This is a genomic window from Bradyrhizobium sp. LA6.8, assembly GCF_040547935.1.
Taxonomy (GTDB): domain Bacteria; phylum Pseudomonadota; class Alphaproteobacteria; order Rhizobiales; family Xanthobacteraceae; genus Bradyrhizobium; species Bradyrhizobium barranii.
The window spans coordinates 184,330-210,340 of sequence record NZ_JBEPQQ010000011.1; the positions used below are offsets into that span (position 1 = coordinate 184,330).

Sequence of the window (26,011 nt, forward strand, 5' to 3'; positions counted from 1 at the left end):
AGGGGACTGCAGCTTGCGAGCGGCTACAGGCGAGGCGATCACTGAAATCTCCATAAAACAAAAACGCGGCAGGTTTCCCTGCCGCGTTCAAATTGCGTTCGATCGTAAACCGGGAGCGGAGCCTTACTCCTCCTCCTCGTCCTGCTTCTTGCCGCCGAGCGTCTTCAGCTTGGCGAACACGGCGTCGACGTTGAGATCGTCGTTCGATCGCTCCGCCGGCTCGAACTCGTCCTTCTTGGTGGTCTCGGAGGCCGGCAGCAGGGTGGCGCCGCCATAGGCTGTGTCGATCGGCTTTTCCTTCGCCGCGCGCGCCACTTCGAAATCGAGCTCGATCTGCGAGCAAAGGCCAAGGGTCACCGGGTCGATCGGGGTCAGCTGAGAGGTGTTCCAGTGGGTGCGGTCGCGAACGCTGGCGATGGTGCTCTTGGTGGTGCCGACCAGGCGCATGATCTGGGCGTCCTTGAGCTCCGGATGGCTGCGCAGCAGCCAGAGGATGGCGCTCGGGCGCTCGTGGCGGCGGGAGACCGGGGTGTAGCGCGGGCCCTTGCGCTTGGGCTGGGGCGGCAGCACGACCTTGCTCTCCTGAAGGCGGAGCCGGTAGTCCGGGTTCTTCTCGCCCTTCTCGATCTCCTCGCGGGTCAGCTGGCCGTTGGAGAGGGGATCCATGCCCTTGATGCCCTGGGCAGCGTCGCCGTCCGCGATCGCACGCACCTCGAGGGGATGCATCTTGGTGAAATCCGCGACCTGATCGAAGGTCAGCGCGGTGTTGTCGAGCAGCCAGACGGCGGTCGCCTTGGGCATCAGAGGTGCGTTGCTCATGGCAAATCTCCTTTGTGCTTCGCCCACCCCTCTGGAGGCGAAACCGGTGGTCATCAGCGATGACAGGGAATTCGCGCTATATAAGCCCGGAGGGGCTAGCCACGCAATGGTTCTGCTATAGATAGTGCCTTGACAGAGCCCGAAAGGGGGCCCAATTCCCTTGGAAGCGCCTGTAAAGTCCTAGCAGACCCATCGAAGCCCTATTCCATCCATTGACCGCCCCCGCCAGAAGGCGAAACGGGTGATTCGGTCCCGAGATCGCTCAATGTCAGCCAAACCAGACCTCAAGATCGTGCTTTGTTCTCCCCGCGGCTTCTGCGCCGGGGTGGTCCGGGCGATCGACACCGTGGAACGGGCGCTCGATAAATACGGCGCCCCCGTCTATGTTCGCCACGAGATTGTGCACAACAAATACGTCGTCGACGGGTTGAAAAAGAAGGGCGCGATCTTCGTCGAAGAGCTCGCCGAAATCCCGGAAAACACCACCGCGCCGGTTGTGTTCTCGGCCCATGGCGTGCCGAAATCGGTCCCGGCCGACGCCACCTCCCGCAATTTGTTCTCGCTGGATGCGACCTGCCCGCTGGTCACCAAGGTGCACCGCGAGGCCGCGATCCACTTCAAGCGTGGCCGCGAGATCTTCCTGATCGGCCATTCCCACCACCCCGAAGTGGTCGGCACGCTCGGCCAGCTTCCGGTCGGCGCCGTAACCCTGATCGAGACCGCCGAGGACGCCAAGACCATCGTCCCGAAGAACCCCGACAACATCGCCTTCGTGACGCAGACCACGCTGTCGATCGACGACACCGCGGAGATCGTGGCGCTGCTCAAGGAGCGTTTCCCGAACATCAACGGCCCGCACAAGGAAGACATCTGCTACGCCACCACCAACCGCCAGCTCGCGGTGAAGAAGGTGGCGCCGGTGGTCGACGCCCTGATCGTGGTCGGTGCGCCGAACTCGTCGAATTCGCAGCGCCTGCGTGAGGTCGCTGAGCGCGAAGGCTGCGGGATCGCGGTACTGGCGCAGCGCGCCGCCGACATCGACTGGACCAGGTTCGGTAACATCAAGAGCCTCGGCATCACCGCGGGCGCGTCCGCGCCGGAAGTGATCGTCGAGGAGATCATGGACGCGTTCGCCGAGCGCTACACGCTGCATGTGGAGACGGTCTCGGCCGCGGAAGAGAACGAGTTCTTCCCGTTGCCGCGCCAGGTGCGTCCCGAAGCCGCCGCCGAGTAGACTTTTATGGCGGTCTACACCGACGTTGCCGCCGACGAGCTTGCGGATTTCCTGAAGCAATACGATCTCGGCGAGTTGCTCTCCTACAAGGGCATCGCCGAGGGCGTCGAGAACACCAACTTCCTGCTGCACACCAGCAAAGGCTCGTTCATCCTCACGCTCTATGAGAAGCGCGTGGCGAAGAACGACCTGCCGTTCTTTCTCGCGCTGATGACGCATCTCGCCGAGCACGGCGTCACCTGCCCGCTGCCGGTGAAGGCCGGGGACGGCGAGGCGCTGCGCGAGCTGTCGGGCCGGCCGGCCGCGATCATCACCTTTCTCGAAGGCGTCTGGCCGCGCAAGCCGAACGTGGCCCATTGCGCCGGCGTCGGCGAGGGACTGGCCAGGATGCATCTGGCCGGCGCCAATTTTGCGATCAAGCGTGGCAATGCGCTGTCGGTCTCCGGCTGGCGCCCGCTGTTCGACGCGGCGGCAAGCCGCGCCGATGAGGTCCAGCCGGGCCTGCATGCGTTTCTCGCCGCCGAGCTCGACTATCTCTCGAGCGGGGTCTGGCCGAGCAATCTGCCTAAAGGCGTGATCCACGCCGATCTCTTCAACGACAACGTCTTCTTCCTCGGCGACAAGCTCTCCGGCATCATCGACTTCACCTTCGCCTGCAACGACATGCTGGCCTATGACGTCGCGATCTGCCTGAATGCCTGGTGTTTCGAGCCGGACCATTCGTTCAACGTCACCAAGGCGCGCGCCTTCCTCAATGCCTATGGCCGGGTGCGAAAACTTTCCGAGGCGGAAGAAGCCGCGCTGCCGCTGCTCGCGCGCGGCGCCGCGATCCGCTTCCTGCTGACGCGGCTGGTCGACTGGCTCAACGTGCCCGCGGGCGCGCTGGTCAAGCCCAAGGACCCGCTGGAATATTTTCGCAAGCTGCGCTTCCACCAGAGCGTTTCCAGCGTGCGCGATTACGGGCTGATGCCGTCAGGACTGGTCGCGTGAGCGAGCTTCCCCTCGTCACGATCTATACCGACGGCGCCTGCTCGGGAAATCCCGGGCCGGGCGGCTGGGGCGCGATCCTGAAGTTCGGCGACAAGGAAAAAGAGCTGAACGGCGGCGAGCGCCACACCACCAACAACCAGATGGAATTGATGGCCGCGATCTCCGCGCTCGAAGCGCTGAAGAAGCCGTGCACCGTCGATCTCTACACCGACAGCCAGTATGTCCGGCAGGGCATCACCGGCTGGATCCATGGCTGGAAGCGCAACGGCTGGCGCACCGCCGACAAGAAGCCGGTGAAGAATGTCGAGCTATGGCAGCGCCTCGATGCGGCGCTGAAGCAGCACGAGGTCCGCTGGCATTGGGTCAAGGGTCACGCCGGGCACCCGGAGAACGAGCGCGCGGATCAACTCGCGCGGGACGGGATCGTGAAGGCGCGGTTGCAGCAGCGGATCAGCGAATAGCGAGGGGGCTCGCTCTCTCCATTCGTCATGGCCGGGCTTGTCCCGGCCATCCACGCCTTACCGCGCGCGCGACCAAGAACGTGGATGCCCGGGACAAGCCCGGGCATGACGTCATCCTTGGAAGGAGCCGGGGCCTAAAGCTTACAGCTGCCCCAGCAGCGTATCGCCGCCGGAGACCTCGACCTTGCCGGGCATCGCTTCGAGGTTCAGCTTCTTCACCACGCCGTCCTCGACCAGCATCGAATAGCGCTTGGAGCGGATGCCGAGGCCGTTGCCGGAGGCGTCCAGCTCCATGCCGATCGCCTTGGCGAAGTCGGCATTGCCGTCGGCGAGGAAGATGGCCTCGTCGCGCTGGTCGGTATCGCGCTTCCAGGCGTTCATGACGAAAGCGTCGTTGACGGAGACGATGGCGATGGTGTCGACGCCCTTGTCCTTCATGGCATAGGCGTTGAGGAAGATGCTCGGCAGATGCATCTTGTGGCAGGTGCCGGTGTAGGCGCCGGGCACTGCGAACAGCGCCACCTTCTTGCCCTTGAAGATGTCGTCGGTGGTCTTCACCTGCGGACCCTCGGCCGTCATCACGCGGAATTTCGCCTCGGGCAGCTTGTCGCCAGTCTGGATCGCCATCGTCAGTCTCCCTGAAAATCGGTCCCGCTTTTTAGACCGTGCGGCGGCGCTGCACAACATTGGCGGCGTGGGTCGTGGTCCTTCACCGTTATGTCATCAGCCGGCAAAACCGCCGGCGTCGAGGAAGGCCTGTTCTTCCTCGGTGGTGGCGCGGTCGAGGAGGCGGTTGCGGTGGGGAAAGCGGCCGAACCGCTGGATGATGTCGGCGTGCTCCCGCGCGTATTTCAGGTTCTCGGCATTGTCGGTGTTCTGAAACAGCGCGACGCAATGCAACTGGTCGGGCAGGTGCTCGGAATGCATGAAGGGCAGATAGAGGAATTCGAGCAGGATGGGATCGATCCTGCGATCGACGCCCCGATCGATTGCGCGGCGGGCGACGTCGCGCGCCGGCGCGTCGCTGGCAAAGGCTTCCGGCGTGCCGCGAAACATGTTGCGGGGAAACTGGTCGAGCGCGATGACGAGCGCGAGCGCGCCCTCGTCGCTTTCTTCCCAGGAGGCCAGCTCGCCGGCGGTCGCCCGCTTCCATAGCGGAAGAAAGCGACGCCTGACCTCCGCGTCGAAAGCGTCGCTGCGCTTGTACCAGCGCTCGCGGCCGGCCTCGCGCCAGAAGGCAAGAATGCCTGATGGCGTGATGTCGCCGCCGTCAGTCATGAACCCAAGAGTCATGAACCAAGGCGCGGCTTACGCCGCCTCCGCCTTCTTCTCGTCGCGGAGCTGCCGGCGCAGGATCTTGCCGACATTGGTCTTCGGCAGGTCGGTGCGGAATTCGATGTGCTTGGGCACCTTGTAGCCGGTGAGCTGCTCCTGACAGAACTTGATCACGGCTTCCGCGGTGAGGTTGGGATCCTTCTTCACCACGAATGCCTTCACCGCCTCGCCCGACTTGGAATCGGGGATGCCGATCACGGCGCATTCGAGCACGCCCGGATTACTCGCGATCACTTCCTCGATCTCGTTCGGATAGACGTTGAAGCCCGAGACCAGGATCATGTCCTTCTTGCGGTCGACGATCTTGGTGTAGCCCTTCTCGTCCATCACGCCGATGTCGCCGGTGCGGAAATAGCCGTCGGCGGTCATCACCTTGTCGGTCTCTTCCGGCCTGTTCCAGTAGCCCGACATCACCTGCGGGCCCTTGGCGCAGATCTCGCCGGGCTGGCCGAGCGGGACTTCGTTGCCGTCGTCGTCGCGGATCGAGATCCAGGTCGAAGGCACGGGGATGCCGATCGATCCCGAGAACTCGGTCGTGGTCGCGGGATTGCAGGTCAGTGTCGGCGAGGTCTCCGAGAGGCCGTAGCCTTCGGCGATGAAGCAGCCGGTCACCGCCTTCCACTGCTCGGCGACGGGGCGCTGCACCGCCATGCCGCCGCCGTTCGAGATCTTCAGCTTGGAGAAGTCGAGCTTCTTGAAGTCGGGATGGTGCATCAACCCGTTGTAGAGCGTGTTCACGGCCGGGAAGCTGTTGACCTGGTACTTCGCCAGCTCCTTGACGAAGCCCGCGATGTCGCGCGGATTGGGGATCAGCAGATTGCAGCCGCCGGCGCGCACCGCGAGCAGGTAGCAGGCCGTCAGCGCGAAGATGTGATAGAGCGGCAGCGCGCAGACGATCATCAGCTGATCGACATGCGGCGGCGCGGCGAGTGCCGGCTGGAGCCAGGCGTCGTTCTGCAGCACGTTGGCGACGATGTTGCGGTGGAGCAGGGTGGCGCCCTTGGAGACGCCGGTGGTGCCGCCGGTATATTGCAGGAAGGCGACGTCGCCCGGCGACAGCTTCGGCTTGTTGAACGTCAGGCCGCGGCCGGCCGATATCGCGTCGTTGAAGGACACCGCGCCCGGCAGCGACCAGGCCGGCACCATCTTCTTGACGCGACGGACGACGAGGTTGACGATCACGCCCTTGAAGCCGAGCAGGTCGCCCATGCTGCCGACGATGACATGCTTGACTTGCGTCTTCGCGATCACCTGCTCGACCGTGTGGGCGAAATTCTCCAGCACGATGATGGCTTCGGCGCCGGAATCCTTGAGCTGATGCTCGAGCTCGCGCGGCGTGTAGAGCGGGTTGACGTTGACCACCGCGAAACCGGCGCGCAGCACGGCAGCGGTCGCGACCGGATATTGCAGCACGTTCGGCATCATGATCGCGACGCGGGCGCCACGTTGCAGGCCACGGCCCTGTAAATAGGAGGCGAGCGCCAGCGACATCTGGTCGAGGTCGCGATAGCTGATCGCCTTGTCCATGCAGATGAATGCCTTGCGGTCGGCGAACTTGGCGAAGCTCTCCTCCAGAAGGTCGACCAGCGATGCGTATTGGGTCGGCTCGATATCAGCAGGCACGCCGGGCGGATATTGCTTGAGCCAGATGCGCTCCATGGAAAACTCCCCTCAATTTACCAGAGCCCGTTGTGTCTCGGGCTTGCCTCATTGCGGCCAGTATCGAGCCTGCCGGAACGGGTGGCAAGCCGGTCGAGGCTTAGGACAAAGGTCAGGGAGTGGCTACTGGAATTGTCGCAAGCCGCTCTGCCGCAGGTGCGAAGCGCGGGCGCGGCCTGCGGTGGGTGCCGTTAGCTGTTGTTGGCCGGCTTGGCGGCGGGCTTGGTCGCCGCCTTGGGCTTGGCGGGCTTGGCCGCCTGATCGCCGCTTGCCGAAGGCTTCTCGGCGGGTTTCGCCGCCGCACCGTGCTTGGCCGCGGCATGCTTGGTCCCGGCCGGCTTCGACGCGGACTTGGTATCGCTTTTGGCGTCAGGCTTGGCGGCATCCGGCTTTGCCGCCGCCGTCTTGGCATCCTTCGGCTTGTCGGCTGGCTTGTCGGCCGCATCAGGCTTCCTGGCGACGCGCGACTTCTTGCCACGCGGCTTTGGCGTGGCCTGCTGGTCGGCATCGGCCGCGACCGCCGCGATCAGGGCGGTGCCGGTGCGGGTCGGGCCGGTATAGACCAGCACGGGCTCGGCCGCAGCGGGGGCGGAGGCCATCAGCTCGGAGGCCTTCATCAGGGGCGGCTGAAGGCCCGCGGTGAAGAAGGTGACCTGGGCTTCGCCGCCGGTGGCGGAGGCAGATCCGGAGGTGCCGCCATTGGCGGCGATCAGTGCGTCGTCATCGTCGCTGGCCGGCCGCTTGCGATGACCACCGCACATGTCCTCGCGCAGGTTCGGCGGCGAGGCGTCGACCGGCACCAGCTTGTCGACGGTGCCGAGCGAGGGGCGGAGCCAGGTGAGATTGTCCTGGCTGAAGCCGCGTTCGAGCAGCTGCGCCGCCTTCACCGCACGCGCAGTGCCGGAGTTGGCGCCGAGCACGACGGCGATCAGCCGTCGGCCGTTGCGCGTGGCCGACGCCACGAGATTGTAGCCGGAGGCGCAGATGAAGCCGGTCTTGAAACCGTCGGCCCCGGGGTAGCGGCCGATCAGCTTGTTGAAATTGCCGGTGACGCGCTTGCCGAAGCGGATTGCCGGGATGTGCACGAAATATTCGTATTCCGGCAGGTCGCGCAGGAACGAGCGCGCGAGAATGCCGAGGTCGCGCGCGGACGTGATCTGGCCGTCAGCGGGCAGGCCGTTCGGATTGACGTAGCTCGTCTGCGTCATGCCGAGCTTCTGCGCGGTGTCGTTCATCATCGCCGAGAAGCCGTCGATTGAGCCGCCGACGCCTTCGGCAAGCACCACGGCCATGTCGTTCGCTGACTTCACCATCATCATCTTCAGCGCGTTGTCGACGGTGAGCTGCGTTCCCGGACGGAACCCCATCTTCGACGGCGATTGCGAAGCCGCCGTCGGCGACACCGTGATCAGCGTGTCGAGCGTGAGCCTGCCGTCCTTCACCGCCTTCAGCGTCACGTAGGCCGTCATGATTTTGGTGACGGAGGCCGGATACCACGGGATGGTCGCGTTCTCGGCCTGCAGCACCTTGCCGCTGTCGGCTTCGATCAGCAGCAGTGCTTCGGCGCTGGCCGTGCGCGGCGCAAGCAGCACCGCGGATGCGAGGGCCGCAGCGAACAGGTTGAACAGGGACTTGCGAAGCAGCGGGCGAAGGGCGTGCACTATCCGATTCCGGTCCTTGGAGACCCGCCGGTTCCGGTCGGCTCTCGTGATCTGATGTTCGGTTCTGAAATCCGGCGCCGCCGCTTGCGGCGTCGCAAACCTATACCGGCTCGTGCGTCGAGAACAGGGGTTTCGGCCGGGTATTCCGTGATGAAATAGGCCGAATTTCGACGATGCTATGGGGACTTGACCGCAGTCGCCGCAGCCTCAGCGGCCGTCACGCTGGCCCGTGCATTTTCCTGAACCATGAACTGGGCCCTGGCGAGTTCGGCAAAATGGCCGCCTTTGGCCACGAGTTCATCGAAAGTTCCGCTTTCGATCACCCGGCCGTTCTCGAACACCAGGATCCGCGTGGCATTGCGGATGGTGGAGAGACGGTGGGCGATCACGAACGTGGTGCGTCCCTTCATCACTTCGTCGAGAGCGGCGTTCACCTTGGCCTCGGTGACGGCGTCGAGCGCGCTGGTGGCCTCGTCCAGGATCAGGATCGGCGGGTCCTTCAACAGCGCGCGGGCGATCGACAGCCGCTGGCGCTCGCCGCCGGAGAGCATGCGGCCGCGCTCGCCGGCATTGGTCTCGAAGCCGCCGCTGCGCTCGATGAATTCGAGCGCCTGCGCGCGCTCCGCGGCCTTGCGCATCTCGGCTTCGGTCGCATCCGGCTTGCCGACGTGCAAATTCTCCGCGATCGAGCGATTGAACAGCAGCGCCTCCTGGAACACCACGCCGATGTTCCGGCGTAGCGAGGTCAGCGTCACGCCGCGCACGTCCATGCCGTCGATCCTGATGAAGCCCGACTGCGGATCGAAGGCGCGATGCAGAAGCGCGATCGCCGTCGACTTGCCGGCGCCGGTCGCGCCGACCAGCGCGATGGTCTGGCCGGGCAGCGCGGTGAAGGAGAGGTCCTCGACTGCCGGCCGCTTGCCGTCATAGGAGAAGGTGACGTCGTTGAATTCGACGAGGCCGGAGAGCCGCCCGGCATCGATCGCGTCGGGGCGGTCGTGGACCGCGGGCACGGCGTCGAGCACGTTGAAGAACTCGCGCAGCCGCGGGGCTTCCATGAACACGTTGTTGATGAAGCTCACGACCTGCTCGAGCTTCTGGATCAGCATCGTCGCGAAGCTCACGAACATCACGATCTCGCCGACGGAGGTCAGCCCCTGGTCGTGCAGCGCGATGCCGAGCGTGAAGATCGCGAGCACCGTGATGGTGGTGGAGGCGCGCGTGATGACGGTGACGAGCGCCCACCACGACAGCACCGGCATCTGCGCCGCGAGCAGGTCATCAGCGACGGAGCGCAAGCCCTTCACCTCGGATTCGACGCGCACAAAACTCTGTACCAGCGCGACGTTGCCGAGCGCGTCGGAGGCGCGCGCGGAGAGCTCGCTGTAGTGCTCCTCGACCTGCATCTGCATGCCGAAGGTCCGGCGCACGACGAAGGTCGTCAGCGCGGTGAAGACGACGCAGAGCACGAACAGCAGGACCGCGAGCCGCCAGTTCAGGTAGAGCGACAATGGCAGCAGCACCACGACCGACAGGATCGCGGCAAAGTGCTCGCGGAAGAAGCCGAGCCACAACCGCCACAGCGCGTCGGTGCCGTTGAGCATCACCTTCATCAGCCGGCCCGAATGGGTGCCTGAGTGGAAGGTCAGCGGCAGCTGCAAAATGTGCTCGAAATAGTCGGTCAGCACCGCCTGGCGCTGACGGTGCGAGAGCCGGTCGGCCTGCAAGGCCACGATCGCGCTGCAGCCGATGGTGAACAGTCCGAACGCCACCCAGGCCAGCAGGAACGGCCAGGCCGAGTTCGATCCGGCGACCGCCTTGCCGGAGAGCACGTCGACGATCCGGCCGAACAGCACGGGTTCCGCGAACTGCGAGGCCGCCAGCAGCAGATTGGCAAACGCCAGCAACCAGCCCAGCCGCGCCTCCTTGCCGAGCAGTTCGAGAACGCGGGTGTAGAGGCGGAGGATGGGCATGCGAGGAACGAACTCGGGCGGACGAAACGGTGTGAGTCCACATTCTAATCAGGGATCGCCCGCGAGATACAGCGGAAGCTGCGGGTTTTGCTCAGTTGATCAGTCGTCCCGCGACCGGCGGCAGGAACCGGTCGTCGAAGATATCGCCGGCCGCCGGCCGTTTGCGGAATTTGAAATCCTGCGCGATCTGGTCGATCGAGCGGTCCAGGCGCGCCGGGTCGATGCCGCCGAGGCCGTTGCGCTTGACCTCGTCGGTCAGGATGTTGTCGATGAGCACGCTGCGCAGGCGTTCCCGCTCGAGGTCGCGGTCGCCGTCGTCGATCCGGCTCGTGGCTTCGTCCGCCGCACGGGCCGGCTCTTTGATGGTCGCGTTGACGCCGGCGATCAATGCGCGGACGAAACCCTTCACGGCGTCGGGCTTCGCGGCGGCGAAAGCGGGGTTGGCCACCACGGCGAAGCCGTAGGCCTCGCAGCCATAGTCGGCATAGCGGAGTACCACGAGATCGCCGCCGGGCACGCCGCGGTCGCGCAGGTTTACCGCCGAGAGATAGCTGAAGCCGGCGACGGCATCGACCTGGCCCGCGGAGAGGAGCGGCTCGCGGACCGCGGCGCTGATCTTGTGGAATTTCACTTGCGACGCGTTGATGCCGTTCTGCTGCGCCAGCGCCGGCCACAGCCGCATCGACAGATCGCCGTCGGCGACGCCGACGGTCTTGCCGTCGAGGTCGGGCAGCAAGTGAATGCCGCGGCTCCTGCGCGCGACGATCGCGTAAGGCGCGCGATTGAACAACACGAACACGGCTTTGACCGGCGCCGCATCCTCCTTGTCGCGAAAGCGGATCAGCTCGTTGATGTCGACGAGCGCGAGCTCGCTGTCGCCCTTGGCGACGCGTGCGAGCGCCTCCGGCGATCCGGCGGCGCTCTTGAAGGACACGTTGAGACGCTCGGCGCCGAAATTGCCGTCCTTCGCGGCGAGGAAGAACGGCGCCATGCTCGCATCGACGGGACGATCGAATGTGAAGTGGATCGCAGTGGACGGCGCAGCAGTCTCGGCCGCGCTGACGTCGCGCGCAGCCAGCGCGGCAAGCGAGATTGCAATGGCCAGCAGGCCGCGAAGGGCGATTGTCTTGAATGCAAACATCAGTGGCGCCGGTCCCACATTGTTGTGGTTTCGTGACGCTCGCAGCGCCGGCCAGCGACGAGCCTGCGCGCGCCAACATGAACGGCGGATGAGCGGGGGTTGCGTGATCATGACGCAACCCCGTTCAGCTTCTGTTGGGGTTCGGGAACCCAACATGGGCTGCGGGTGTTTGAACGACATGAGCCTGTCGTCAGGCACCATTCGAGGTCCCAAGGAGGGTCCAGGACATGTTTGACCGATTTTCGAGATTTGCCGGCCGCAAGGCCGTCTTTGCCACCGCCGCGGTGCTGGCGCTGACCTCGGTCGCCCCGACCGCCTCATACGCAGGCGGCCGCCACTGGCATGGCGGTGGCGGCGGTGCTGCGGCTGCCGCGGCCTTTGCCGGCATCATCGGCACCGGCCTTGCGATCGCTGCGACCCGTGACGCCTACGCTTATGATTACGGTCCGGGTCCGGGTTATGGCTATTACGGCGGCCCTGCCTATTACAGTGGCCCCGCCTACGGTCCTTACTACGGCCCGGGCCCGAACTACCAATATCAGCGCTATGGCGGCACGGCTCCGTCGGAGCTCTGTGGCCAGGGCTACATGCAGAACTGCTACTAGCCTTGGCTACCAAATCCTTGGCTACCAAGTCCCTGGCTACCAAGTCTTGACCACAACGGGCCGTCGCGCTTGCCGCGGCGGCCTGTTTTTCGCTTTTAACCCTGCGCGTTAACGCGCTCGCCATTGGTTTAGGGTAGTTTCGAGTACCATGAGTGATTCGCTTGAGCGGCTATATCTGGCTGTGCTCGCGGCCAAGGATCTTGATCCGGCAACATCGCGTACCGCCCGGCTGTTTCAGCGTGGGCCATCCAAAATGGCGAAGAAACTGGCCGAGGAAGCCATTGAGGTCGTCATCGACGCGGTCAATGGCGACAGCGAGGCCGTGATCCGGGAAAGCGCCGACCTGCTCTACAATCTCACGGTGCTCTGGGCCTCGGCCGGCGTGCGCCCGGAGGATGTCTGGCGCGAGATGGCGCGGCGGGAAGACATGCTCGGCATTGCCGAGAAGCTGCCGAAGTCGCCGATGAAGCTGCCCAAAGTCGCGTCACCGCGCGTTGCCGCCAGGCGGCCAATTGTCGCGCTGGAAGGGCGCGTCTCGCGCAAGCGCCACTAAAGCGCGATGAAACCGGAGCAAAGCGTCATCGCGCTTTAGGTTGTTGTTTGCGCGTGATCTTTCGGAAAACCGCGACACACTGTTCCAGATCACGCCAAATCGTCACAAAACTCGCGATGGACAAATCCGTCCCATGGTGCTTCATCGCGGCGCCATGCTGAAACGTATCTACGACTGGTGCATCGACGCCGCCCACAAGCCCTACGCGCTCTGGATCATGGGAGCCGTGGCTTTCGCAGAAAGCTCCTTCTTTCCGGTCCCGCCGGATGTGATGCTGATCCCGATGTCGCTGGCGCGCCCGCAGCGCGCCTGGCTCTACGCGGCGGTCTGCACCGCGACCTCGGTGGTGGGCGGTCTGCTGGGCTACGCTATCGGTGCGCTGCTGTTTGACTCGGTCGGCCATTGGCTGATCCAGGTCTATGGCCTCGGCGACAAGGTCGATGCCTTCCGCGCCTCCTATGCGGAATGGGGCGCGGTGATCATCCTGCTCAAGGGCCTGACACCGATCCCCTACAAGCTCGTCACCATCACCTCGGGCTTTGCCGGTTACAATATCGGCCTGTTCATCCTGTGCTCGATCGTCGCGCGCGGCGGCCGTTTCTTCATCGTCGCGATCCTGCTCAATCGCTATGGCGACTGGATCCGCGTCAGGATCGAGAAGCATCTCGGTCTCTGGGTGGCGCTCGGCGCCGCCGTGCTGGTGCTCGGCTTCGTCGTCGCGGTCAAGCTGATCTAGAGCATGATCCGGCCCCGAAGGGCCGCGTCAGCGCGACGTGTGAAGCGGTTCTCCGCGAAGATCATGTTCGCTCAATAACCCCGCGCTTTGCCGCTGCGCCGGGTTCGGCTACGGTTGCCGTCATGATGGTTCGATCCGGCAATCCGGTCCTCCGACCGGGGACGCTGATATTTGCAGTGCTTTCGCTCCTGCTCGGTGCCGGTAGCACCAGCTGGCCGCAATCCGCGCCGCCGGCGCTCGGCTTGCAGGAGCAGGGACCGCAGACCGCGCCGCCGCCCTCGACATCAGCACCTTCATCGCCGCCGGCGCGCGAGGAAAATCCCGGGCTGATCAACGAAATGGGCAAGCTGTTCGACAAGCTGCCCTCGATCCTGCCGCCGATCAAAAGCCCGAGCGAGACCATGAACGACCTGTCGCGGCTGGCGACGCCGTCGGCCATGGTGTCGGGGCGCATGGCCTGCCCCGCCTCGTCGAATGGTGCGCCCGACTGCAAGCAAGCCGCCGACCAGCTCTGCCGGAGCAAGGGCTACAAGGAAGGCAAGAGCCTGAACGCCGATTCCGCGGAAAAATGCTCGGCCAAGGTTCTGATCCCGGGCCGGCAACGCAAACCGGATGACTGCCGCACCGATACCTTCGTCACCAGCGCGCTGTGCCAGAACTGAGGACGTAGCGCCAGCAAAGGAGCGCCCATGAGCCGCACGGAGCAGGACTTCCTCGGACAGCGTGAGATCGCCGACGACATCTACTACGGCGTCCAGACCATCCGCGGGAAGGAGAACTTCCACATCACCGGCATCCCGATGAACCAGGAGCCTTACTTCGTGAAGGCGCTCGGTTACGTCAAGAAGGCTGCCGCGATGGCCAACCGCGACCTCGGCGCGGTCGATGCGAAAGTTGCGGACGCGATCATCCAGGGCTGCGACCGCGTCATCGCCGGCGACATGATGGATCAGTTCGTCACCGACTTCATCCAGGGCGGCGCCGGTACCTCCACCAACATGAACGCCAACGAGGTGATCGCCAATCTCGCGCTGGAATCGCTCGGCTTCAGCAAGGGCGACTACCAGCATGTCAGCCCGAATGACCATGTCAATTACGGCCAGTCGACCAACGATACCTATCCGACCGCCTTTCGGCTGGCGCTGATCCTGCGGCTCGAGAGCTACATGACGGCGCTGCGCCAGCTCCAGGAGGCCTTCTTCACCAAGGGCCGCGAGTTCGAGCGCGTGCTGAAGATGGGCCGCACGCACCTTCAGGACGCCGTGCCGATGTCGCTCGGCGCCGAATTCCGCGGTTGGGGCACCACGATCGGCGAGGAGGTCGACCGCATCTCCGAGGCGCGCGCGCTGCTGCGCGAGATCAATCTCGGCGCCACCGCGATCGGCACCTCCGTCACCGCGGCTGTCGGCTATCCAAAACTCGCGGTCCGGCATTTGAGCGCGCTGACCGGCGTCGACTTCATCCTTGCCGGCGATCTCGTCGAGGCGACCTCGGACACCGGCGCCTATGTGCAGCTCTCCGGCGTGCTCAAGCGCACGGCGAGCAAGCTGACGAAAATCTGCAACGACATCCGCCTGCTGGCCTCGGGCCCGCGCGCCGGCTTCAACGAGATCAACCTGCCGCAGCTCCAGCCGGGCTCCTCGATCATGCCGGGCAAGGTCAATCCGGTCATCCCCGAGGTCGTCAACCAGACCAGCTTCCTCGTCATCGGCCTCGACACCACGGTGACGCTCGCCGCAAGTGCCGGCCAGCTTCAGCTCAACGTGATGGAGCCTGTGATCTCGTTCGCTCTGTTCTTCTCGATCCGCACCATGGAGCGCGCGGTCAACAGCCTGCGCGAGAACTGCGTCGTCGGCATCACCGCCAACGAAGAGCACACCCGAAACATGGTGCTGAACTCGCTCGGTATCGTTACGGTGCTGAAGCCGCTGCTCGGCTACAAGCAATGCGCCGAGATCGCGCGCGAGGGCTACAAGAGCGGCAAGTCGCTGCACCAGATCGTCGTGGTCGAGCGCAAGCTGCTGACACAGGAGAAATGGGACGAGATGTTCTCGTTCGAGCGGCTGATCAATCCGGATTTGATTGGGTGATGCCGCCCGCATTTGCGTAGCGAATTCCGCATGTTGGAATTGCGGTAACGGCATCCGCCACGGCGTCAAAACGCAATACTTGACAGTGGAAAGATTGCCTTGTTGGTATGGCCTCCAGCTTTCGATTTGCCCGCCACCAAAGGATCGTTTCGCCTATGTCCATGCCTGCCTTGTTCAAGGGACGCCTGTCGATCCCCGTGATCGGTTCGCCGCTCTTCATCATCTCGGTGCCCGATCTCGTGATCGCGCAGTGCAAGGCCGGCGTGGTCGGCTCGTTTCCGTCGTTGAACGCACGGCCGCCGGAGCTGCTCGACGAATGGCTGGCGCGGATCACCGAAGAGCTCGCGGCCTATGACCGTGCCCATCCCGACAAGCCGTCGGCGCCGTTCGCGGTGAACCAGATCGTGCACAAGTCGAACAACCGGCTCGATCACGACATGCAGCTCTGCGCCAAGTACAAGGTGCCGATGATCATCTCGTCGCTCGGCGCGCGCGAGGAGCTCAATCAAGCGGTGCACGGCTGGGGCGGCATCGTCTTCCACGACGTGATCAACCAGAAGTTCGCCCACAAGGCGATCGAGAAGGGGGCCGATGGTCTGATCCTGGTTGCGGCCGGCGCCGGCGGCCACGCCGGCACGATCTCGCCGCTGGCCTTCGTTGCAGAAACGCGAAAATGGTTCGACGGCCCGATCGCGCTGTCGGGTGCCATCGGCAACGGCAAGGCGATCCGCGCCGCGCGCATCCTCGGCGCAGACTTCGCCTATATCGGCTCGGCCTTCATTGCGACCAAGGAGGCCAACGCGGTCGAGAAATACAAGGAGATGATCGCGGGTTCGACGGCCGACGACATCGTCTACTCGAACCTCTTCACCGGCGTGCACGGCAACTATCTGAAGCCGTCGATCCTCGCGGCCGGCATGGATCCGGAAAACCTGCCGACGTCCGATCCGTCCAAGATGAACTTCGGCACGGATGCCTCCGGCGAGCGCGCCAAGCCGAAAGCCTGGAAGGAGATCTGGGGGTCGGGCCAGGGCATCGGCAGCGTCGACGGCATCATCCCCGCCGCCGATCTGATCGCGCGCTTCAAGAAGGAATATGACGAGGCGATCGATCCGCCGCTCTAACCGCTCTCGTGTCCCGGACGCGCTGCAGCGTGCAACGCTGCTGCGCGGAGCCGGGCCCCATCGCTGCAGCACATGGACCCCGGCTCTGCAGCCCGGGGAACGCCAGCCGAGATATCGTGCAAACATGACCGCCATTTACCGCGTCGACGGCAACAACGTCGTCACCAGCCCCAATGCTGCCGGTCCGTGGGACCGGCGCATGCAGCACGGCTCGGCGCCGTCTGCGCTGGTGACGTGGGCGGCGGAACGCATTCCGACGCCGGTGCCGATGAATGTTGCGCGCGTCACCATCGACTTGATGCGCCCGGTGCCGGTGGCGCCGCTCACGATCGAGAGCGAGGTTTTGCGCGAGGGGCGCAAGATCCAGCTCTGCGAGATCAAGTTGTTCGCCGACGGTGTTCAGGTCGTCGGTGCCACCGTGCTCAAGATCAAGCGGCAATCACAGCCTTTGCCGGACGACGTCAAGGAGTTGCCGGTCACGCTGCCGTCGCCCGAGGACTCGCTGGTCGAGGACGGCCATGGCGCGACCAGTCCGTTCGCAGGCATGGTCTCGATGCGCGCCGCGCGCGGCCGCTTCGGCCAGGCCGGGGCCGGCGCGATCTGGTTTCGCCTCGACCATCCGCTGGTCGAAGGCGAAGCGGTCTCGCAGGCGATGCGCGCCGTGGTCGCTGCCGATTTCTCCAACGGCACCGCCTCGACGCTCGACTTCCGCGCCTGGACCTACATCAATGCCGACCTTACTGTGAACCTGTCGCGCCAGCCGGTCGGCGAGTGGATCTTGCTCGACGGCGAATCCTGGATCGGTCCCGACGGCGCCGGCCTCGCGATGTCGCGGCTCGCGGATCGTCACGGCTATTTCGGCCGTGCGGTGCAGAGTCTGGTGATCGAAAAGCGCTAAGCGTGACGGCAAGCGCCGTGATCGCTCCTTGCGCCGATTGAACGGCAGACTTCCGCCGCCGCGGAAGGGATGCCCTGGTCGCGAACCTCTTCTTGTCCGGAGGTCTCTGTTCGACGCCAGCGTCCTGCCAGTTCAGCTGCCGTAGACGATTTTGATCTCCCACAGCAGGACGATGATAGCCGTGATCAACGTGATCGCGGCCAACGCACTTTCCAAGGAAGCGACTCTCATTTGATACTCCGCTTCCCAGCCCCGTCAGCGGTCTAGTTGATTCGTTGATTCGCCTGCAATTGCGCGGACAGCGTGCCTGAAAAGTCCCTTCCGAGCTGTTGTTCGCGGGTCACAGCGACCCGTAGAATTCCGGGGTCCGGCCGCGGGAATACGTGCGGTGCTGCCTGCCACAAGTTGCATCGGGGATGACTACCCCACCATCCGGTCCCGTCCACTCCAGAAGCCCGCGCGCAGCACCTTCTTGTCGACCTTGCCGACGCCGGTCATCGGCAGCTGCTTGACGAACTGGATCTGCTTCGGTGCATGTGCCGAGCCTTTTCGCGTCCTCACCAGATTGATCAGCTCGTCCGGATCGGGCTTTGCCCCCTCGCGCGGCACGACGATGGCGGTGACGGCTTCGCCCCATTTCTCGTCGGGAATGCCGACGACCGCGACCATCGCGACATCCGCATGCTGCGACAGCACGTCCTCGACCTCGCGCGGAAAAATGTTGAAGCCGCCGGAGACGATCATGTCCTTCTTGCGGTCGAGGATGAACATGTAGCCGCGCTCGTCCTTGCGCGCGATGTCGCCGGTGTGGACCCAGCCGTTCTTCAGCGTCTCGGCGGTAATGTCGGGCCGCTTCCAGTATTCGGCCATGACATGCGGAGCGCGCACGCAGATCTCGCCGGCTTCGCCCGTCTTCACTTCCTGGTCGTTGTCGTCGAGAATCCTGACCTCGCAGGTCGAGATCGGGAAGCCGCAGGACAGGAACAACTCGGGCGTTTTGGGATCATGATCCGCCTTGCGCAGCACCGAAATCGGATAGCATTCGGTCTGCCCGTAAAGCTGCGAGAACACCGGCCCGATCCGCTCGATGCCCTCGACCAGCCGGCTCGGCGACATCGCGGATGCGCCATAGAGCACGAGCTCTAGCGAGGACAGATCGGTGCTGCTCAGCGCGGGATGATCGAGCAGCACATAGATCATGGTCGGCACGAACAGCGTGAAATTGATGCGCTCGCGCGCGATCGTCGCCAGCACCGCCTCGGGATCGAAGCCTTTCAGCATGTGCACGGTGCCCCCGCGCATCAGCGTCGGCACGACTTTCGTGCCGGCGACATGGCTGATCGGGGCAACCGCGAGATAGTGCGGGATGTCCGGGATCTCGAAGTCGGCGAGGATCGCGGCAGCACCCCCGGCGTTCTCGCGGTGATAGCGCAGCGCGCCCTTGGATTTGCCGGTCGTGCCACCGGTGTAATTCAGCGTGGAGAGGTCGTCGGGGCCGGCGAAGCAATGCGCGCTGGCGTGGCCTTCGATCTCGATCGCCTGCAACAGGTCGACGCCATAGTCGGCCGGTCCCGTGGTGAAGACCGCCTTGAGCCGGCTCGCACTCGCGGCAAGCTCGCCGCCGCGATCGCGGAAGGTGGCGGCATCGACCACCAGCATCTCGGCCTCGGAATCCTTGAGCTGGAAGAGCTGGTCTGCCCGCGATCCCAGCGGATGCAGCCAGGTGACGCAGAGCCTGGATAATTGCGCGGCGACACCGGCGCACCAGGTGTCGGCGCGATTCGCGGTGAGGAAGGCGACGCGCGCGCCGGGCTGCAATCCCAGCCGCATGAACACGGCCTGGATGCGTCCGATCAGGTCGATGGTGCCCTGATAGCTCAGCGATCCACCGGGCCAGGCGAAAGCGGTGCGGCCGGGATAGCGCGACAGTGCCCGCAGCGTCTGCGCGCAAGTCGGGGACGATGCGTGGAGCGGATCGGACATATGTTTCCCCGTTGCTTTGTCATCGGCTTTTGACGTGCCAATGTTTGCGCGCAACGCTAGCACAGGGAAGGCGGGATGGAACGACAAAGCCCGCGCAAGGAGGCGTGAGTGGCATCCGATCGACTGCAACACTTCCGTGATCGTCTCGCTCTGCCTTTGATCGCGGCGCCGATGTTTCTGGTGTCGGGCGTCGAACTCATGGTCGCGGCCTGTCGCAATGGCGTGATCGGCAGCTTCCCCACCGTGAATTGCCGCGGCACGGAACAGCTCGAGGCGTGGCTCACCGAGATCGAAACGCGACTGCGGCAACACGAAGATCACACAGGTCGTAAGGCCGCGCCGCTTTGCCCGAACCTGATCGTGCATCGCTCCAACGCGCGGCTTGAGCAGGATCTCGCGGTGCTGCTGCGACACAAGCCGGAGATCGTCATCACCTCTGTTGGGTCGCCCGCGCCGGTGTTGAAGCCGCTGCACGATGCCGGCGCGCTGGTGCTGGCGGACGTGGCCTCGATCCGCCACGCCCAGCGCGCGGCGGAAGCCGGCGCCGACGGGCTGGTGCTGCTCACCGCGGGCGCCGGCGGGCAGACCGGCTGGCTCAATCCGTTCGCCTTCGTCCGCGCGGTGCGCGCATTCTTTGACGGCATCATCGTGCTCGCCGGAGGCATCAGCGACGGCCGCGCGCTGCATGCGGCTGGAGTCCTCGGCTGCGATCTCGGCTACATGGGCACGAAATTCATCGCGACGCGCGAGAGCATGGCGGACGAGCGCCACAAGGAGATGCTGGTCGACAGCAGCGCCGACGACATCCTGCTGACCACCGCGTTCACGGGGTTGCAGACCAGCATGCTGAAGCCGTCGATCGTGGCTGCGGGCCTCGATCCCGACGATCTGCCGGCGCGTGGCGCGATCGACATCGGCAAGGACATTGACGTCGACGCGCGCGAAAACCGCCCGAAACGCTGGCGCGATATCTGGAGCGGGGGGCACGCGACATCGGGCGTGACCGACGTGATGGCGGTCGACGATCTCGTGGCGCGGACCCTCGCCGAATATCGCGATGCGGGCGGGCGGTAGGCGGCGTCCTTCCCCTCGCCCCGCTTGCTGGGGAGGGACAGGGGGCGCCGTCGGCCCCGATCACAGTTAATCGAGCGCTCCTCCGCAGCCCCGTACTTAACGGCAGATTAACCAACGCCCGCCAAGAATCCCCTCACGGCCGCCAATCGGGACCGAGAGGGACAGGCGATGGACTTCGATTTTCTCAATAGCAAGACAGCCGCGACGCTGGACGAAATCCGGGTCCGCGTGGCCCATGCTCTGGCCCGTCATCCGCTGTGCCGCAACGTGCGCTTCGACATCCTCAGCGTCCCCCGCACCCGCCGGGGCGGCAATTGGACGGTGACGCTGCAATCGGTCGAGCCGCGCGCGGTCTGGGAGGCCTCCGAGATCGTCGCCGACATCCAGGATGCCTACGACCTGGCGCTAGCTGCCTGATTTCCTTGAGATTTCGGGGCATGTCGCCACAGTCCGCGCGATTGCCGTCGCGATGGCTCGGTTAAGCCTTATTTACCGCCCAGTTTCCGGGCACTCGTCACGTGGACTTGAAGCTGGGCCTGGAGAGACGTTTGTCCAAAGCCATCACCATCGTCGTGCTGACCTGTTTCCTCGTCCTCGGCGCCGCCACCACCGCCATCCTCGGCCGTGACAGCGTGCCCAGCGTCAGCGCGGAGATGATCACGCAGGCCCCGCCGCCCAAGCAGCTTTCGACAAATCGCGCCGCCAAGGCCGACCGTCTGGTTCCGACGCTGGCACTGGCCTCGGCCGCGATCGATCCGGTCCAGGTCTCTGGCGACAAGCTCTCACAGGCGCCGGTGCTGACCGAGCCGCTGCGCCAGGCGTTTGCCGCCGCGACGCCCGCCGATTTCCCGATGCCCAAGGCGAGTGTGCATGAAGCGCCTGCCGCCGCAGAGGCTCCCGTCGAAGCTCCGGCCAAGCCGAAGGTCGCCGCCAAGCCGCAGCCGCAGAAAAACTATTCGTTGCTGTCCGACGTGCAGATCGCAGGCATCAGGGATCGCCTGAAACTGTCGTCGTCGCAGGAATATTACTGGCCCTCGGTCGAGACCGCGCTGCGCAATGTCGTCCGCAAGATCTCCGCGAACAAGCTCTCCAATCCGAACGCGCCGGGCGTGCCGATCGATCCGAACTGCGACGAGGTCCAGCAGTTGAAGTCGGCCGCAATGCCGCTGCTGTTCCAGCTGCGCGAGGATCAGAAGGAAGAAGTGCGCAAGCTCGCCCGCATCATCGGGCTTGAAAAAGTCGCGCAGCAGATCTGACGCGCAAGTTCCTCCAGGAACTCCGCCCCACATCGGGAACATCCGGCAATCGACAAGCGTTGCCCGCTCCAAAGAGGGAGTGGACCAATGCGTGCCTCGACAGCTTATTTCGTCGGTGCCGGAACGATCGTTTCCGCCATCGCCATTGGTCTCGGTGGCGGCATCGTCGCCGGCAATATCATGAATCCGGTCGCGACCAAGCAGGGGCCGGACACGAGCAAGATGGCGCAGCGCGCTGAAGCCGCCAAACCCGTGACGACGAACGCGCCTTCCGAGCGCTTGCAATATCTCACCGGCTCGCAAGCCTTCGGCGCCATGATCGGCGCTCCGGCACAGGCCGAAGCCAAATCCGAACCCGCAAAGTCCGACACGCAGGCAAGCCAAGCGAACGCCGGGCCGCCAGCGCCTTCCCAGGCGGCCGCGGCCGAGCCGCCCAAGCCGGCACCGGCATCGCCTCCGCAAGTCGCAAAGCCTGCCGAGCAGCAGGCATCGACAGAGCAGCCATCCTCACCCGACAACGCCTATGCCAAGGCCAGGGATTCCGATGTGAAGCGCGCCGCGTCCGAACGGCGCCGCATGGAGCGCCGCGAGCGCTGGGCCGAGCGCTGGCACTACGATCCCCGCGAGCCGCGTGGCATGCGCGACCGCACCGATTGGGATGACGTCGCGCGCAACATCCGCGAAGATTCCGATGCGCGCGATGTCGCGAGACGGCCGCGCGGCGGCTTGCCGCAGATCAGGCTGTTCGGGTCCGACGACGATTAGCGCGCATCCCCGCCGTCGCGCACGCGATCGTGAGCGACGGTTCGTTCTGCGGACGCGCTTGCCTCGAATTTCAACTTCCAGACGATCTCCGTTCAATGCATGATTGGTGTGGCTAGCCAAAGGCCGCGTCATGGGCGTAGCGCTGTTAGCTTGGGGTCGCTCCTTCGCGCCGTACGGCGAAGGCGTCACCGTGCCGGCGCCGGTTGACGGAGCCGGCATTGCCTGGCTGCTCCACTTTCTCGCGCGACACGCGCGGAATCGCGGTTGCACCGCGCTGCAATTGCCCTCGAAGGCGGACGACAGGGCGGCCTTCTCGACTGACCTCACTTATCTCGCATTGCAAACCTTTTAGAGGTTTCCATGTCGATACATCTGTTGTGGACGTCCGCGGACAGTCTCATCGTGGCCTTTGCACTCGCGTTCATCGTTCCGCAACGGCATGTGCTGCCGCTCATTCTGATGTTCGGCGCTTGCGATGCGCTGGGTTCCGCGCTCGGCGTCACGATGCCGGTCGCGGGCGGGCTCGCAGCGATCCTGTTGATCGCGTGCGGCGCATCGCTGGTGGTGCGCCACCCCATCGCGCAACGTCTTTTGAATGCGCCGGGCTGGTTCTATGTGCTGCCACCGCTGCTGGCGATCGACAATCTCGTGTCGCGCTCGCCTGATGCGCCGGCCGTTGCCGCACTGTCGAGCGCGATCATGGCCGGGCTCGGCTTTGCCTGCGGAGCCGCCGTGTCGCGCGGGTGGCGCGCGGGCTTGCGCGACATACGACCGCTTGCAGCGGCTTGCCTGATTGCGGCCGGAAGCCTCCTCGCCTACGGAGCCTGACCATGGTCGCCTCCGTCACGACCCGCAGCTACGACCGTGCCCGTACCGGTACGAACAATTCCGAGACGGTGCTGACGGCGACCGCCGTCCGCAGCAGGGGCATCGTCAAACTCTTCAGCCTTCCGATTCCCGACGATCCCAGGCTCGAGGCGCAGCCGCTGGCGGTCGGCGGCGTGCACACGGCCGATGGCAAGACCCGCGACCTGATCTTCCAGGCCAGCATGGGCAATTGGGTCTATGCATTCGACGCTGTGACCGGCGAGAAGATCTGGGCGACCAACTTGGGGCGTCCCATCGTCGGAACGAGGGCGATCGACGGCCACATGACCAACGTCCATTGGGGCATTCTCTCGACCCCGGTGATCGACGAGGGGGCGGGCATTCTCTATGCCTGCGCCTGGATCAGCGACGACGGCAGCGTCGCCAAGGGGCAGCATTTCCTCGCGGCGCTGCGGATCCGCGACGGCTCGAAGGTGCACGGGCTGCTGAACCTGGAGGGCGCGGTCTACACGCCGCCGAACGGCCTGCCGGTGCAGAAATTCGTCTCGGCCCAGCGTAAGCAGCGCAGCGCCCTGACGCTGACGCGGAACCACGTGCTGATTCCCTTCGGCACGATCGCCGAGACCTCGAAGACGGCGCGCGGCTGGCTGCTCGCGGTCGACGTCCATGCCTGGCGGCTCGCTGCGTCGTGGTGCTCCACCGTCACCGGCTCCGGAGGCGGGCTGTGGCAGAGCGGGGCCGGCCCGGCCCTCGCTCCCGACGGTTCAATCTACGTCATCACCGGCAACGGAGCGTTCTCGCCGCAGCATGGCGATTTCGGCGAGAGCATCGTGCGGCTCGCCTTGCACACCGGAAGCCATGCGCATTTCGAAGTCATGTCGTGGTGGGCGCCATGGACCGACGCCAATCGGGTCGGCGCGGCCGCGGACGCAGCAGCCGCCGACGATGACGACAATGACGAACTGGCGCTGCCGTCGAACGTTTCCCTGCCCTCCGTGATCGCGCATGCGAGGCGCATGGGAATGACGCTGAAGCCTCGGTATGCGCGCGAGATGCCGCATGTCGCGGTCATCTCGGGTCGCAGTGCAACCGATGCGCAGATCGCGCCGGTCGTGGCGCATCACATGGAGGCGATGAACGAGTCGATGTGGGGCGACCAGGATTTCGGTTCCGGCGGTCCGGTCTACGTCGCCTCCGCCCATGCCATTCTGGCCGCGGGCAAGGACGGCATCCTCTACACCGGCAATGCCAATGCGCTCGGCAAGACGCAGCCGGGCGAACTTGCGGCCGGCCATTTCGCGGCGAACTACAACAGGCTTCTCATGCCGCCGATCCTGTACACGTATTTCGATCCCGCCGTGCCGCCGGCGCCGGCGTCACCGATGGAGCTGAACGTGTTTCCCGGCGGCGCGACGCGGCATCTGCATGGCACGCCGCTGCTGTTCCAGTCCGCCACCCACGGCACCATGCATTTCGTCGGCGGCGAGAACAGCGCCTTGCGGGCCTGGTCGATTGCGGCCGACGGGAGAACGACCTATCTCGCCGGGGGCAACGAGATCGCCTCGCCGCAATCGCCGCGTCCGCCGGGCGGCATGCCCGGCTGGAGCATCACGCTTGCCGCCAACAACGGCACTGATGGAATCATCGTGGCGATGGTGCCCTATCAGGACAGCAACATGATTCTCAGTCCGGGCCGCTTCCTGGTCTACGACGCGCAGAATTTCGCCACCAATCCGGATGGCTCCAAACGGCTCCAGGTGATCTGGGACAGCGAGGACTGGGGGCCCGAGCACGCCTTCATGCATCCCAAGTTCAACCGTCCGATCGTCTGGAAAGGCCGCATCTATCGCCCGACCTATGACGGCCGCATCGACGTCTATGGCCTGACGAATTAGCTGCTGTCCCTCTCCCTTCTTCGCGGGAGAGGGTGGCTCGCGGCAGGGCGTCTCTGCTCTTGGTGCGTCGAAGCAACTCTCATCCGCCTTGCCATTGGCAAGGCACCGTCTCCCACAGGGGGAAGAAGATCACCCGCCGTGCGACTCCACCACCTTGCGGCAGGCGTCCGAGAGCTTTGTCTTGTTCTCGCGCAGGCAGGCATTCATCTGCGGCGGCTTGCCGATATGTTCGGCGCAGAATTTGCCGGCGTCGCCGCGGCAGGCCATCTGCTCCTGCGGCGTCGGACCGGATTGCGCAGCGGCGGGCAGGATGGCGGCAGCGAGCAGCAGCGCGGCAAGAACTGAAGTCTTCATGAAACACCTCTCTGGGATTGTGACGGGTCCCGCTGGGATCGGGTGAGCCGGACCATCTCGCGGAGGACCGTTGCCGGTCCATGCCATGTTCATGGCATCGGCTCGCCCGCCGCACCCCCATCTTCATGGCATGTATCCGCGCGCCGTCTTTTGCCATTCAGGCTGCACGTCGGCTGCGAAACCCGGTGATTGCATCGGGGCGCCGAACGGGAAGCAGGAGAGCAAGATGTCGAAAAACGTGGGCGCGCTGAGCGCCGGGCTGACGGTCATGATGCTCGCGGGCGCGGCGATGGTGTCGCTGGGCACGAGCCCGGCGCAGGCGGTGGTCTATTGCAAGACGGTCGGCGTGCCCAAGGGCTGCGTGGTGCGGCCGGCCGGGGCGGTGGTGGTCGCGCCGGCCGCCGCGGTCGCGGTGGCGACGCCCGGAGTCGGCGCGCCCGGCGTCGGCGTTCGTGCGGGAACGCCGATGAATCGCGGAGGCCCGGTCAATCGCGTCGGCGTGCGCTGACGATCTCGTTTGATTGAGTTGATTGCATCGCTTCAGGCGAAAGGATGACTTGCGGACGAACCCCCCGTC

The 26,011-nt window shown here is 65.0% G+C and carries 26 protein-coding genes; 17 read left to right on the forward strand and 9 right to left on the reverse strand.

What is annotated here, in order from left to right; translation table 11 throughout:
• Positions 1–123: 123 nt before the first annotated feature.
• Positions 124–819 carry a DUF1013 domain-containing protein gene (locus ABIA90_RS38605; RefSeq protein WP_085400950.1) on the reverse strand — a complete coding sequence of 232 codons (696 nt, stop codon included), beginning with the start codon at positions 817–819 and terminating at the stop codon, positions 124–126.
• Between the two features lie 265 nt (positions 820–1,084).
• On the opposite strand from ABIA90_RS38605, the gene ispH reads away from it, so the two are divergent.
• From ispH to rnhA, 3 genes are read left to right on the forward strand one after another with little or no spacing between them, the layout of a single operon-like run.
• Positions 1,085–2,053 (forward strand): 4-hydroxy-3-methylbut-2-enyl diphosphate reductase, encoded by a 969-nt coding sequence (ispH, locus tag ABIA90_RS38610; RefSeq protein ID WP_354121471.1) that lies wholly within the window; start codon positions 1,085–1,087, stop codon positions 2,051–2,053.
• A 6-nt stretch (positions 2,054–2,059) separates the two neighbouring features.
• Positions 2,060–3,043, forward strand: coding sequence for a homoserine kinase (locus ABIA90_RS38615; RefSeq protein ID WP_354121472.1), 984 nt, complete (start codon positions 2,060–2,062; stop codon positions 3,041–3,043).
• Complete coding sequence (gene rnhA / locus ABIA90_RS38620; RefSeq protein WP_354121473.1) at positions 3,040–3,504, forward strand: ribonuclease HI; 465 nt, start codon at positions 3,040–3,042, stop codon at positions 3,502–3,504. The genes ABIA90_RS38615 and rnhA overlap by 4 nt, the downstream gene beginning before the upstream one ends.
• A 141-nt stretch (positions 3,505–3,645) precedes the next feature.
• Here rnhA and ABIA90_RS38625 read toward each other — a convergent pair whose 3' ends face one another.
• The 6 genes from ABIA90_RS38625 to ABIA90_RS38650 all read right to left on the reverse strand — a co-directional run bounded on the left by ABIA90_RS38625 (position 3,646) and on the right by ABIA90_RS38650 (position 11,273).
• Positions 3,646–4,131: a peroxiredoxin gene (locus ABIA90_RS38625; protein WP_007597501.1), complete on the reverse strand. Its 486-nt coding sequence runs from the start codon at positions 4,129–4,131 to the stop codon at positions 3,646–3,648.
• Between the two features lie 96 nt (positions 4,132–4,227).
• Entirely contained in the window at positions 4,228–4,782 is a 555-nt protein-coding gene (locus tag ABIA90_RS38630) for a DUF924 family protein (RefSeq protein WP_354121474.1), read from the reverse strand.
• A gap of 30 nt (positions 4,783–4,812) precedes the next feature.
• On the reverse strand, positions 4,813–6,498 hold the full coding sequence (locus ABIA90_RS38635; protein ID WP_071909290.1) for a long-chain fatty acid--CoA ligase: 1,686 nt from the start codon (positions 6,496–6,498) through the stop codon (positions 4,813–4,815).
• 191 nt (positions 6,499–6,689) lie between these two features.
• On the reverse strand, positions 6,690–8,159 hold the full coding sequence (locus ABIA90_RS38640) for a D-alanyl-D-alanine carboxypeptidase family protein (RefSeq protein ID WP_354121475.1): 1,470 nt from the start codon (positions 8,157–8,159) through the stop codon (positions 6,690–6,692).
• Positions 8,160–8,335: 176 nt separating this feature from the next.
• Complete coding sequence (locus ABIA90_RS38645; protein ID WP_354121476.1) at positions 8,336–10,132, reverse strand: glucan ABC transporter ATP-binding protein/ permease; 1,797 nt, start codon at positions 10,130–10,132, stop codon at positions 8,336–8,338.
• Between the two features lie 91 nt (positions 10,133–10,223).
• Positions 10,224–11,273, reverse strand: a complete 1,050-nt coding sequence (locus ABIA90_RS38650) for an ABC transporter substrate-binding protein (RefSeq protein WP_354121477.1) — start codon at positions 11,271–11,273, stop codon at positions 10,224–10,226.
• Positions 11,274–11,500: 227 nt separating this feature from the next.
• Here ABIA90_RS38650 and ABIA90_RS38655 point away from each other — a divergent pair, with 227 nt between their 5' ends.
• The 7 genes from ABIA90_RS38655 (at position 11,501) to ABIA90_RS38685 (ending at position 17,279) form a co-directional block, all read left to right on the forward strand.
• Positions 11,501–11,878: a hypothetical protein gene (locus tag ABIA90_RS38655; RefSeq protein ID WP_354121478.1), complete on the forward strand. Its 378-nt coding sequence runs from the start codon at positions 11,501–11,503 to the stop codon at positions 11,876–11,878.
• 148 nt (positions 11,879–12,026) lie between these two features.
• Positions 12,027–12,431, forward strand: a complete 405-nt coding sequence (gene hisE, locus ABIA90_RS38660; RefSeq protein WP_028147364.1) for a phosphoribosyl-ATP diphosphatase — start codon at positions 12,027–12,029, stop codon at positions 12,429–12,431.
• A gap of 133 nt (positions 12,432–12,564) precedes the next feature.
• Positions 12,565–13,167, forward strand: a complete 603-nt coding sequence (locus ABIA90_RS38665) for a YqaA family protein (RefSeq protein ID WP_081369120.1) — start codon at positions 12,565–12,567, stop codon at positions 13,165–13,167.
• Between the two features lie 122 nt (positions 13,168–13,289).
• Entirely contained in the window at positions 13,290–13,829 is a 540-nt protein-coding gene (locus tag ABIA90_RS38670) for a hypothetical protein (RefSeq protein ID WP_354121479.1), read from the forward strand.
• 27 nt (positions 13,830–13,856) lie between these two features.
• Positions 13,857–15,257, forward strand: a complete 1,401-nt coding sequence (locus ABIA90_RS38675) for an aspartate ammonia-lyase (protein WP_014491544.1) — start codon at positions 13,857–13,859, stop codon at positions 15,255–15,257.
• Positions 15,258–15,412: 155 nt separating this feature from the next.
• Entirely contained in the window at positions 15,413–16,381 is a 969-nt protein-coding gene (locus ABIA90_RS38680; RefSeq protein ID WP_014491545.1) for an NAD(P)H-dependent flavin oxidoreductase, read from the forward strand.
• 124 nt (positions 16,382–16,505) lie between these two features.
• Complete coding sequence (locus tag ABIA90_RS38685; protein WP_166104253.1) at positions 16,506–17,279, forward strand: thioesterase family protein; 774 nt, start codon at positions 16,506–16,508, stop codon at positions 17,277–17,279.
• 420 nt (positions 17,280–17,699) lie between these two features.
• Here ABIA90_RS38685 and ABIA90_RS38690 read toward each other — a convergent pair whose 3' ends face one another.
• Positions 17,700–19,262 (reverse strand): AMP-binding protein, encoded by a 1,563-nt coding sequence (locus tag ABIA90_RS38690; protein ID WP_354121480.1) that lies wholly within the window; start codon positions 19,260–19,262, stop codon positions 17,700–17,702.
• Between the two features lie 108 nt (positions 19,263–19,370).
• On the opposite strand from ABIA90_RS38690, the gene ABIA90_RS38695 reads away from it, so the two are divergent.
• From ABIA90_RS38695 to ABIA90_RS38720, 6 genes are all read left to right on the forward strand, one after another.
• The gene (locus ABIA90_RS38695) at positions 19,371–20,336 is read left to right on the forward strand and encodes an NAD(P)H-dependent flavin oxidoreductase (RefSeq protein WP_354121481.1); all 966 of its coding nucleotides are present in this window, start codon (positions 19,371–19,373) and stop codon (positions 20,334–20,336) included.
• A 168-nt stretch (positions 20,337–20,504) separates the two neighbouring features.
• The gene (locus tag ABIA90_RS38700) at positions 20,505–20,753 is read left to right on the forward strand and encodes a hypothetical protein (protein WP_028147356.1); all 249 of its coding nucleotides are present in this window, start codon (positions 20,505–20,507) and stop codon (positions 20,751–20,753) included.
• A gap of 131 nt (positions 20,754–20,884) precedes the next feature.
• Positions 20,885–21,592: a hypothetical protein gene (locus ABIA90_RS38705; RefSeq protein WP_354121482.1), complete on the forward strand. Its 708-nt coding sequence runs from the start codon at positions 20,885–20,887 to the stop codon at positions 21,590–21,592.
• Positions 21,593–21,679: 87 nt separating this feature from the next.
• Entirely contained in the window at positions 21,680–22,357 is a 678-nt protein-coding gene (locus tag ABIA90_RS38710) for a hypothetical protein (RefSeq protein ID WP_354121483.1), read from the forward strand.
• A 360-nt stretch (positions 22,358–22,717) separates the two neighbouring features.
• Positions 22,718–23,185, forward strand: coding sequence for a hypothetical protein (locus tag ABIA90_RS38715; RefSeq protein WP_354121484.1), 468 nt, complete (start codon positions 22,718–22,720; stop codon positions 23,183–23,185).
• 2 nt (positions 23,186–23,187) lie between these two features.
• On the forward strand, positions 23,188–25,080 hold the full coding sequence (locus ABIA90_RS38720) for a PQQ-binding-like beta-propeller repeat protein (protein WP_354121485.1): 1,893 nt from the start codon (positions 23,188–23,190) through the stop codon (positions 25,078–25,080).
• Positions 25,081–25,209: 129 nt separating this feature from the next.
• Here the strand turns inward: ABIA90_RS38720 and ABIA90_RS38725 are convergent, their stop codons facing one another.
• Complete coding sequence (locus ABIA90_RS38725; RefSeq protein ID WP_014491555.1) at positions 25,210–25,434, reverse strand: hypothetical protein; 225 nt, start codon at positions 25,432–25,434, stop codon at positions 25,210–25,212.
• 226 nt (positions 25,435–25,660) lie between these two features.
• Between ABIA90_RS38725 and ABIA90_RS38730 the strand changes: the two genes are divergently transcribed.
• Positions 25,661–25,942, forward strand: a complete 282-nt coding sequence (locus ABIA90_RS38730) for a hypothetical protein (RefSeq protein ID WP_085399488.1) — start codon at positions 25,661–25,663, stop codon at positions 25,940–25,942.
• Positions 25,943–26,011 lie beyond the last annotated feature (69 nt).

Bases quoted from the DNA above. Each gene is read 5' to 3' on its own strand.
- ABIA90_RS38630 (WP_354121474.1), bottom strand. From the start codon at position 4,782: ATGACTGACGGCGGCGACATCACGCCATCAGGCATTCTTGCCTTCTGG.
- ABIA90_RS38700 (WP_028147356.1), top strand. From the start codon at position 20,505: ATGGACTTCGATTTTCTCAATAGCAAGACAGCCGCGACGCTGGACGAA.
- ABIA90_RS38680 (WP_014491545.1), top strand. From the start codon at position 15,413: ATGTCCATGCCTGCCTTGTTCAAGGGACGCCTGTCGATCCCCGTGATC.
- ABIA90_RS38675 (WP_014491544.1), top strand. From the start codon at position 13,857: ATGAGCCGCACGGAGCAGGACTTCCTCGGACAGCGTGAGATCGCCGAC.
- ABIA90_RS38635 (WP_071909290.1), bottom strand. From the start codon at position 6,498: ATGGAGCGCATCTGGCTCAAGCAATATCCGCCCGGCGTGCCTGCTGAT.
- ABIA90_RS38685 (WP_166104253.1), top strand. From the start codon at position 16,506: ATGACCGCCATTTACCGCGTCGACGGCAACAACGTCGTCACCAGCCCC.
- ABIA90_RS38730 (WP_085399488.1), top strand. From the start codon at position 25,661: ATGTCGAAAAACGTGGGCGCGCTGAGCGCCGGGCTGACGGTCATGATG.
- ABIA90_RS38720 (WP_354121485.1), top strand. From the start codon at position 23,188: ATGGTCGCCTCCGTCACGACCCGCAGCTACGACCGTGCCCGTACCGGT.
- ispH (WP_354121471.1), top strand. From the start codon at position 1,085: ATGTCAGCCAAACCAGACCTCAAGATCGTGCTTTGTTCTCCCCGCGGC.
- hisE (WP_028147364.1), top strand. From the start codon at position 12,027: ATGAGTGATTCGCTTGAGCGGCTATATCTGGCTGTGCTCGCGGCCAAG.
- ABIA90_RS38725 (WP_014491555.1), bottom strand. From the start codon at position 25,434: ATGAAGACTTCAGTTCTTGCCGCGCTGCTGCTCGCTGCCGCCATCCTG.
- ABIA90_RS38605 (WP_085400950.1), bottom strand. From the start codon at position 819: ATGAGCAACGCACCTCTGATGCCCAAGGCGACCGCCGTCTGGCTGCTC.
- ABIA90_RS38650 (WP_354121477.1), bottom strand. From the start codon at position 11,273: ATGTTTGCATTCAAGACAATCGCCCTTCGCGGCCTGCTGGCCATTGCA.
- ABIA90_RS38655 (WP_354121478.1), top strand. From the start codon at position 11,501: ATGTTTGACCGATTTTCGAGATTTGCCGGCCGCAAGGCCGTCTTTGCC.
- ABIA90_RS38710 (WP_354121483.1), top strand. From the start codon at position 21,680: ATGCGTGCCTCGACAGCTTATTTCGTCGGTGCCGGAACGATCGTTTCC.
- ABIA90_RS38670 (WP_354121479.1), top strand. From the start codon at position 13,290: ATGATGGTTCGATCCGGCAATCCGGTCCTCCGACCGGGGACGCTGATA.
- ABIA90_RS38645 (WP_354121476.1), bottom strand. From the start codon at position 10,132: ATGCCCATCCTCCGCCTCTACACCCGCGTTCTCGAACTGCTCGGCAAG.
- ABIA90_RS38665 (WP_081369120.1), top strand. From the start codon at position 12,565: ATGGTGCTTCATCGCGGCGCCATGCTGAAACGTATCTACGACTGGTGC.
- ABIA90_RS38690 (WP_354121480.1), bottom strand. From the start codon at position 19,262: ATGTCCGATCCGCTCCACGCATCGTCCCCGACTTGCGCGCAGACGCTG.
- ABIA90_RS38615 (WP_354121472.1), top strand. From the start codon at position 2,060: ATGGCGGTCTACACCGACGTTGCCGCCGACGAGCTTGCGGATTTCCTG.
- ABIA90_RS38625 (WP_007597501.1), bottom strand. From the start codon at position 4,131: ATGGCGATCCAGACTGGCGACAAGCTGCCCGAGGCGAAATTCCGCGTG.
- ABIA90_RS38715 (WP_354121484.1), top strand. From the start codon at position 22,718: ATGTCGATACATCTGTTGTGGACGTCCGCGGACAGTCTCATCGTGGCC.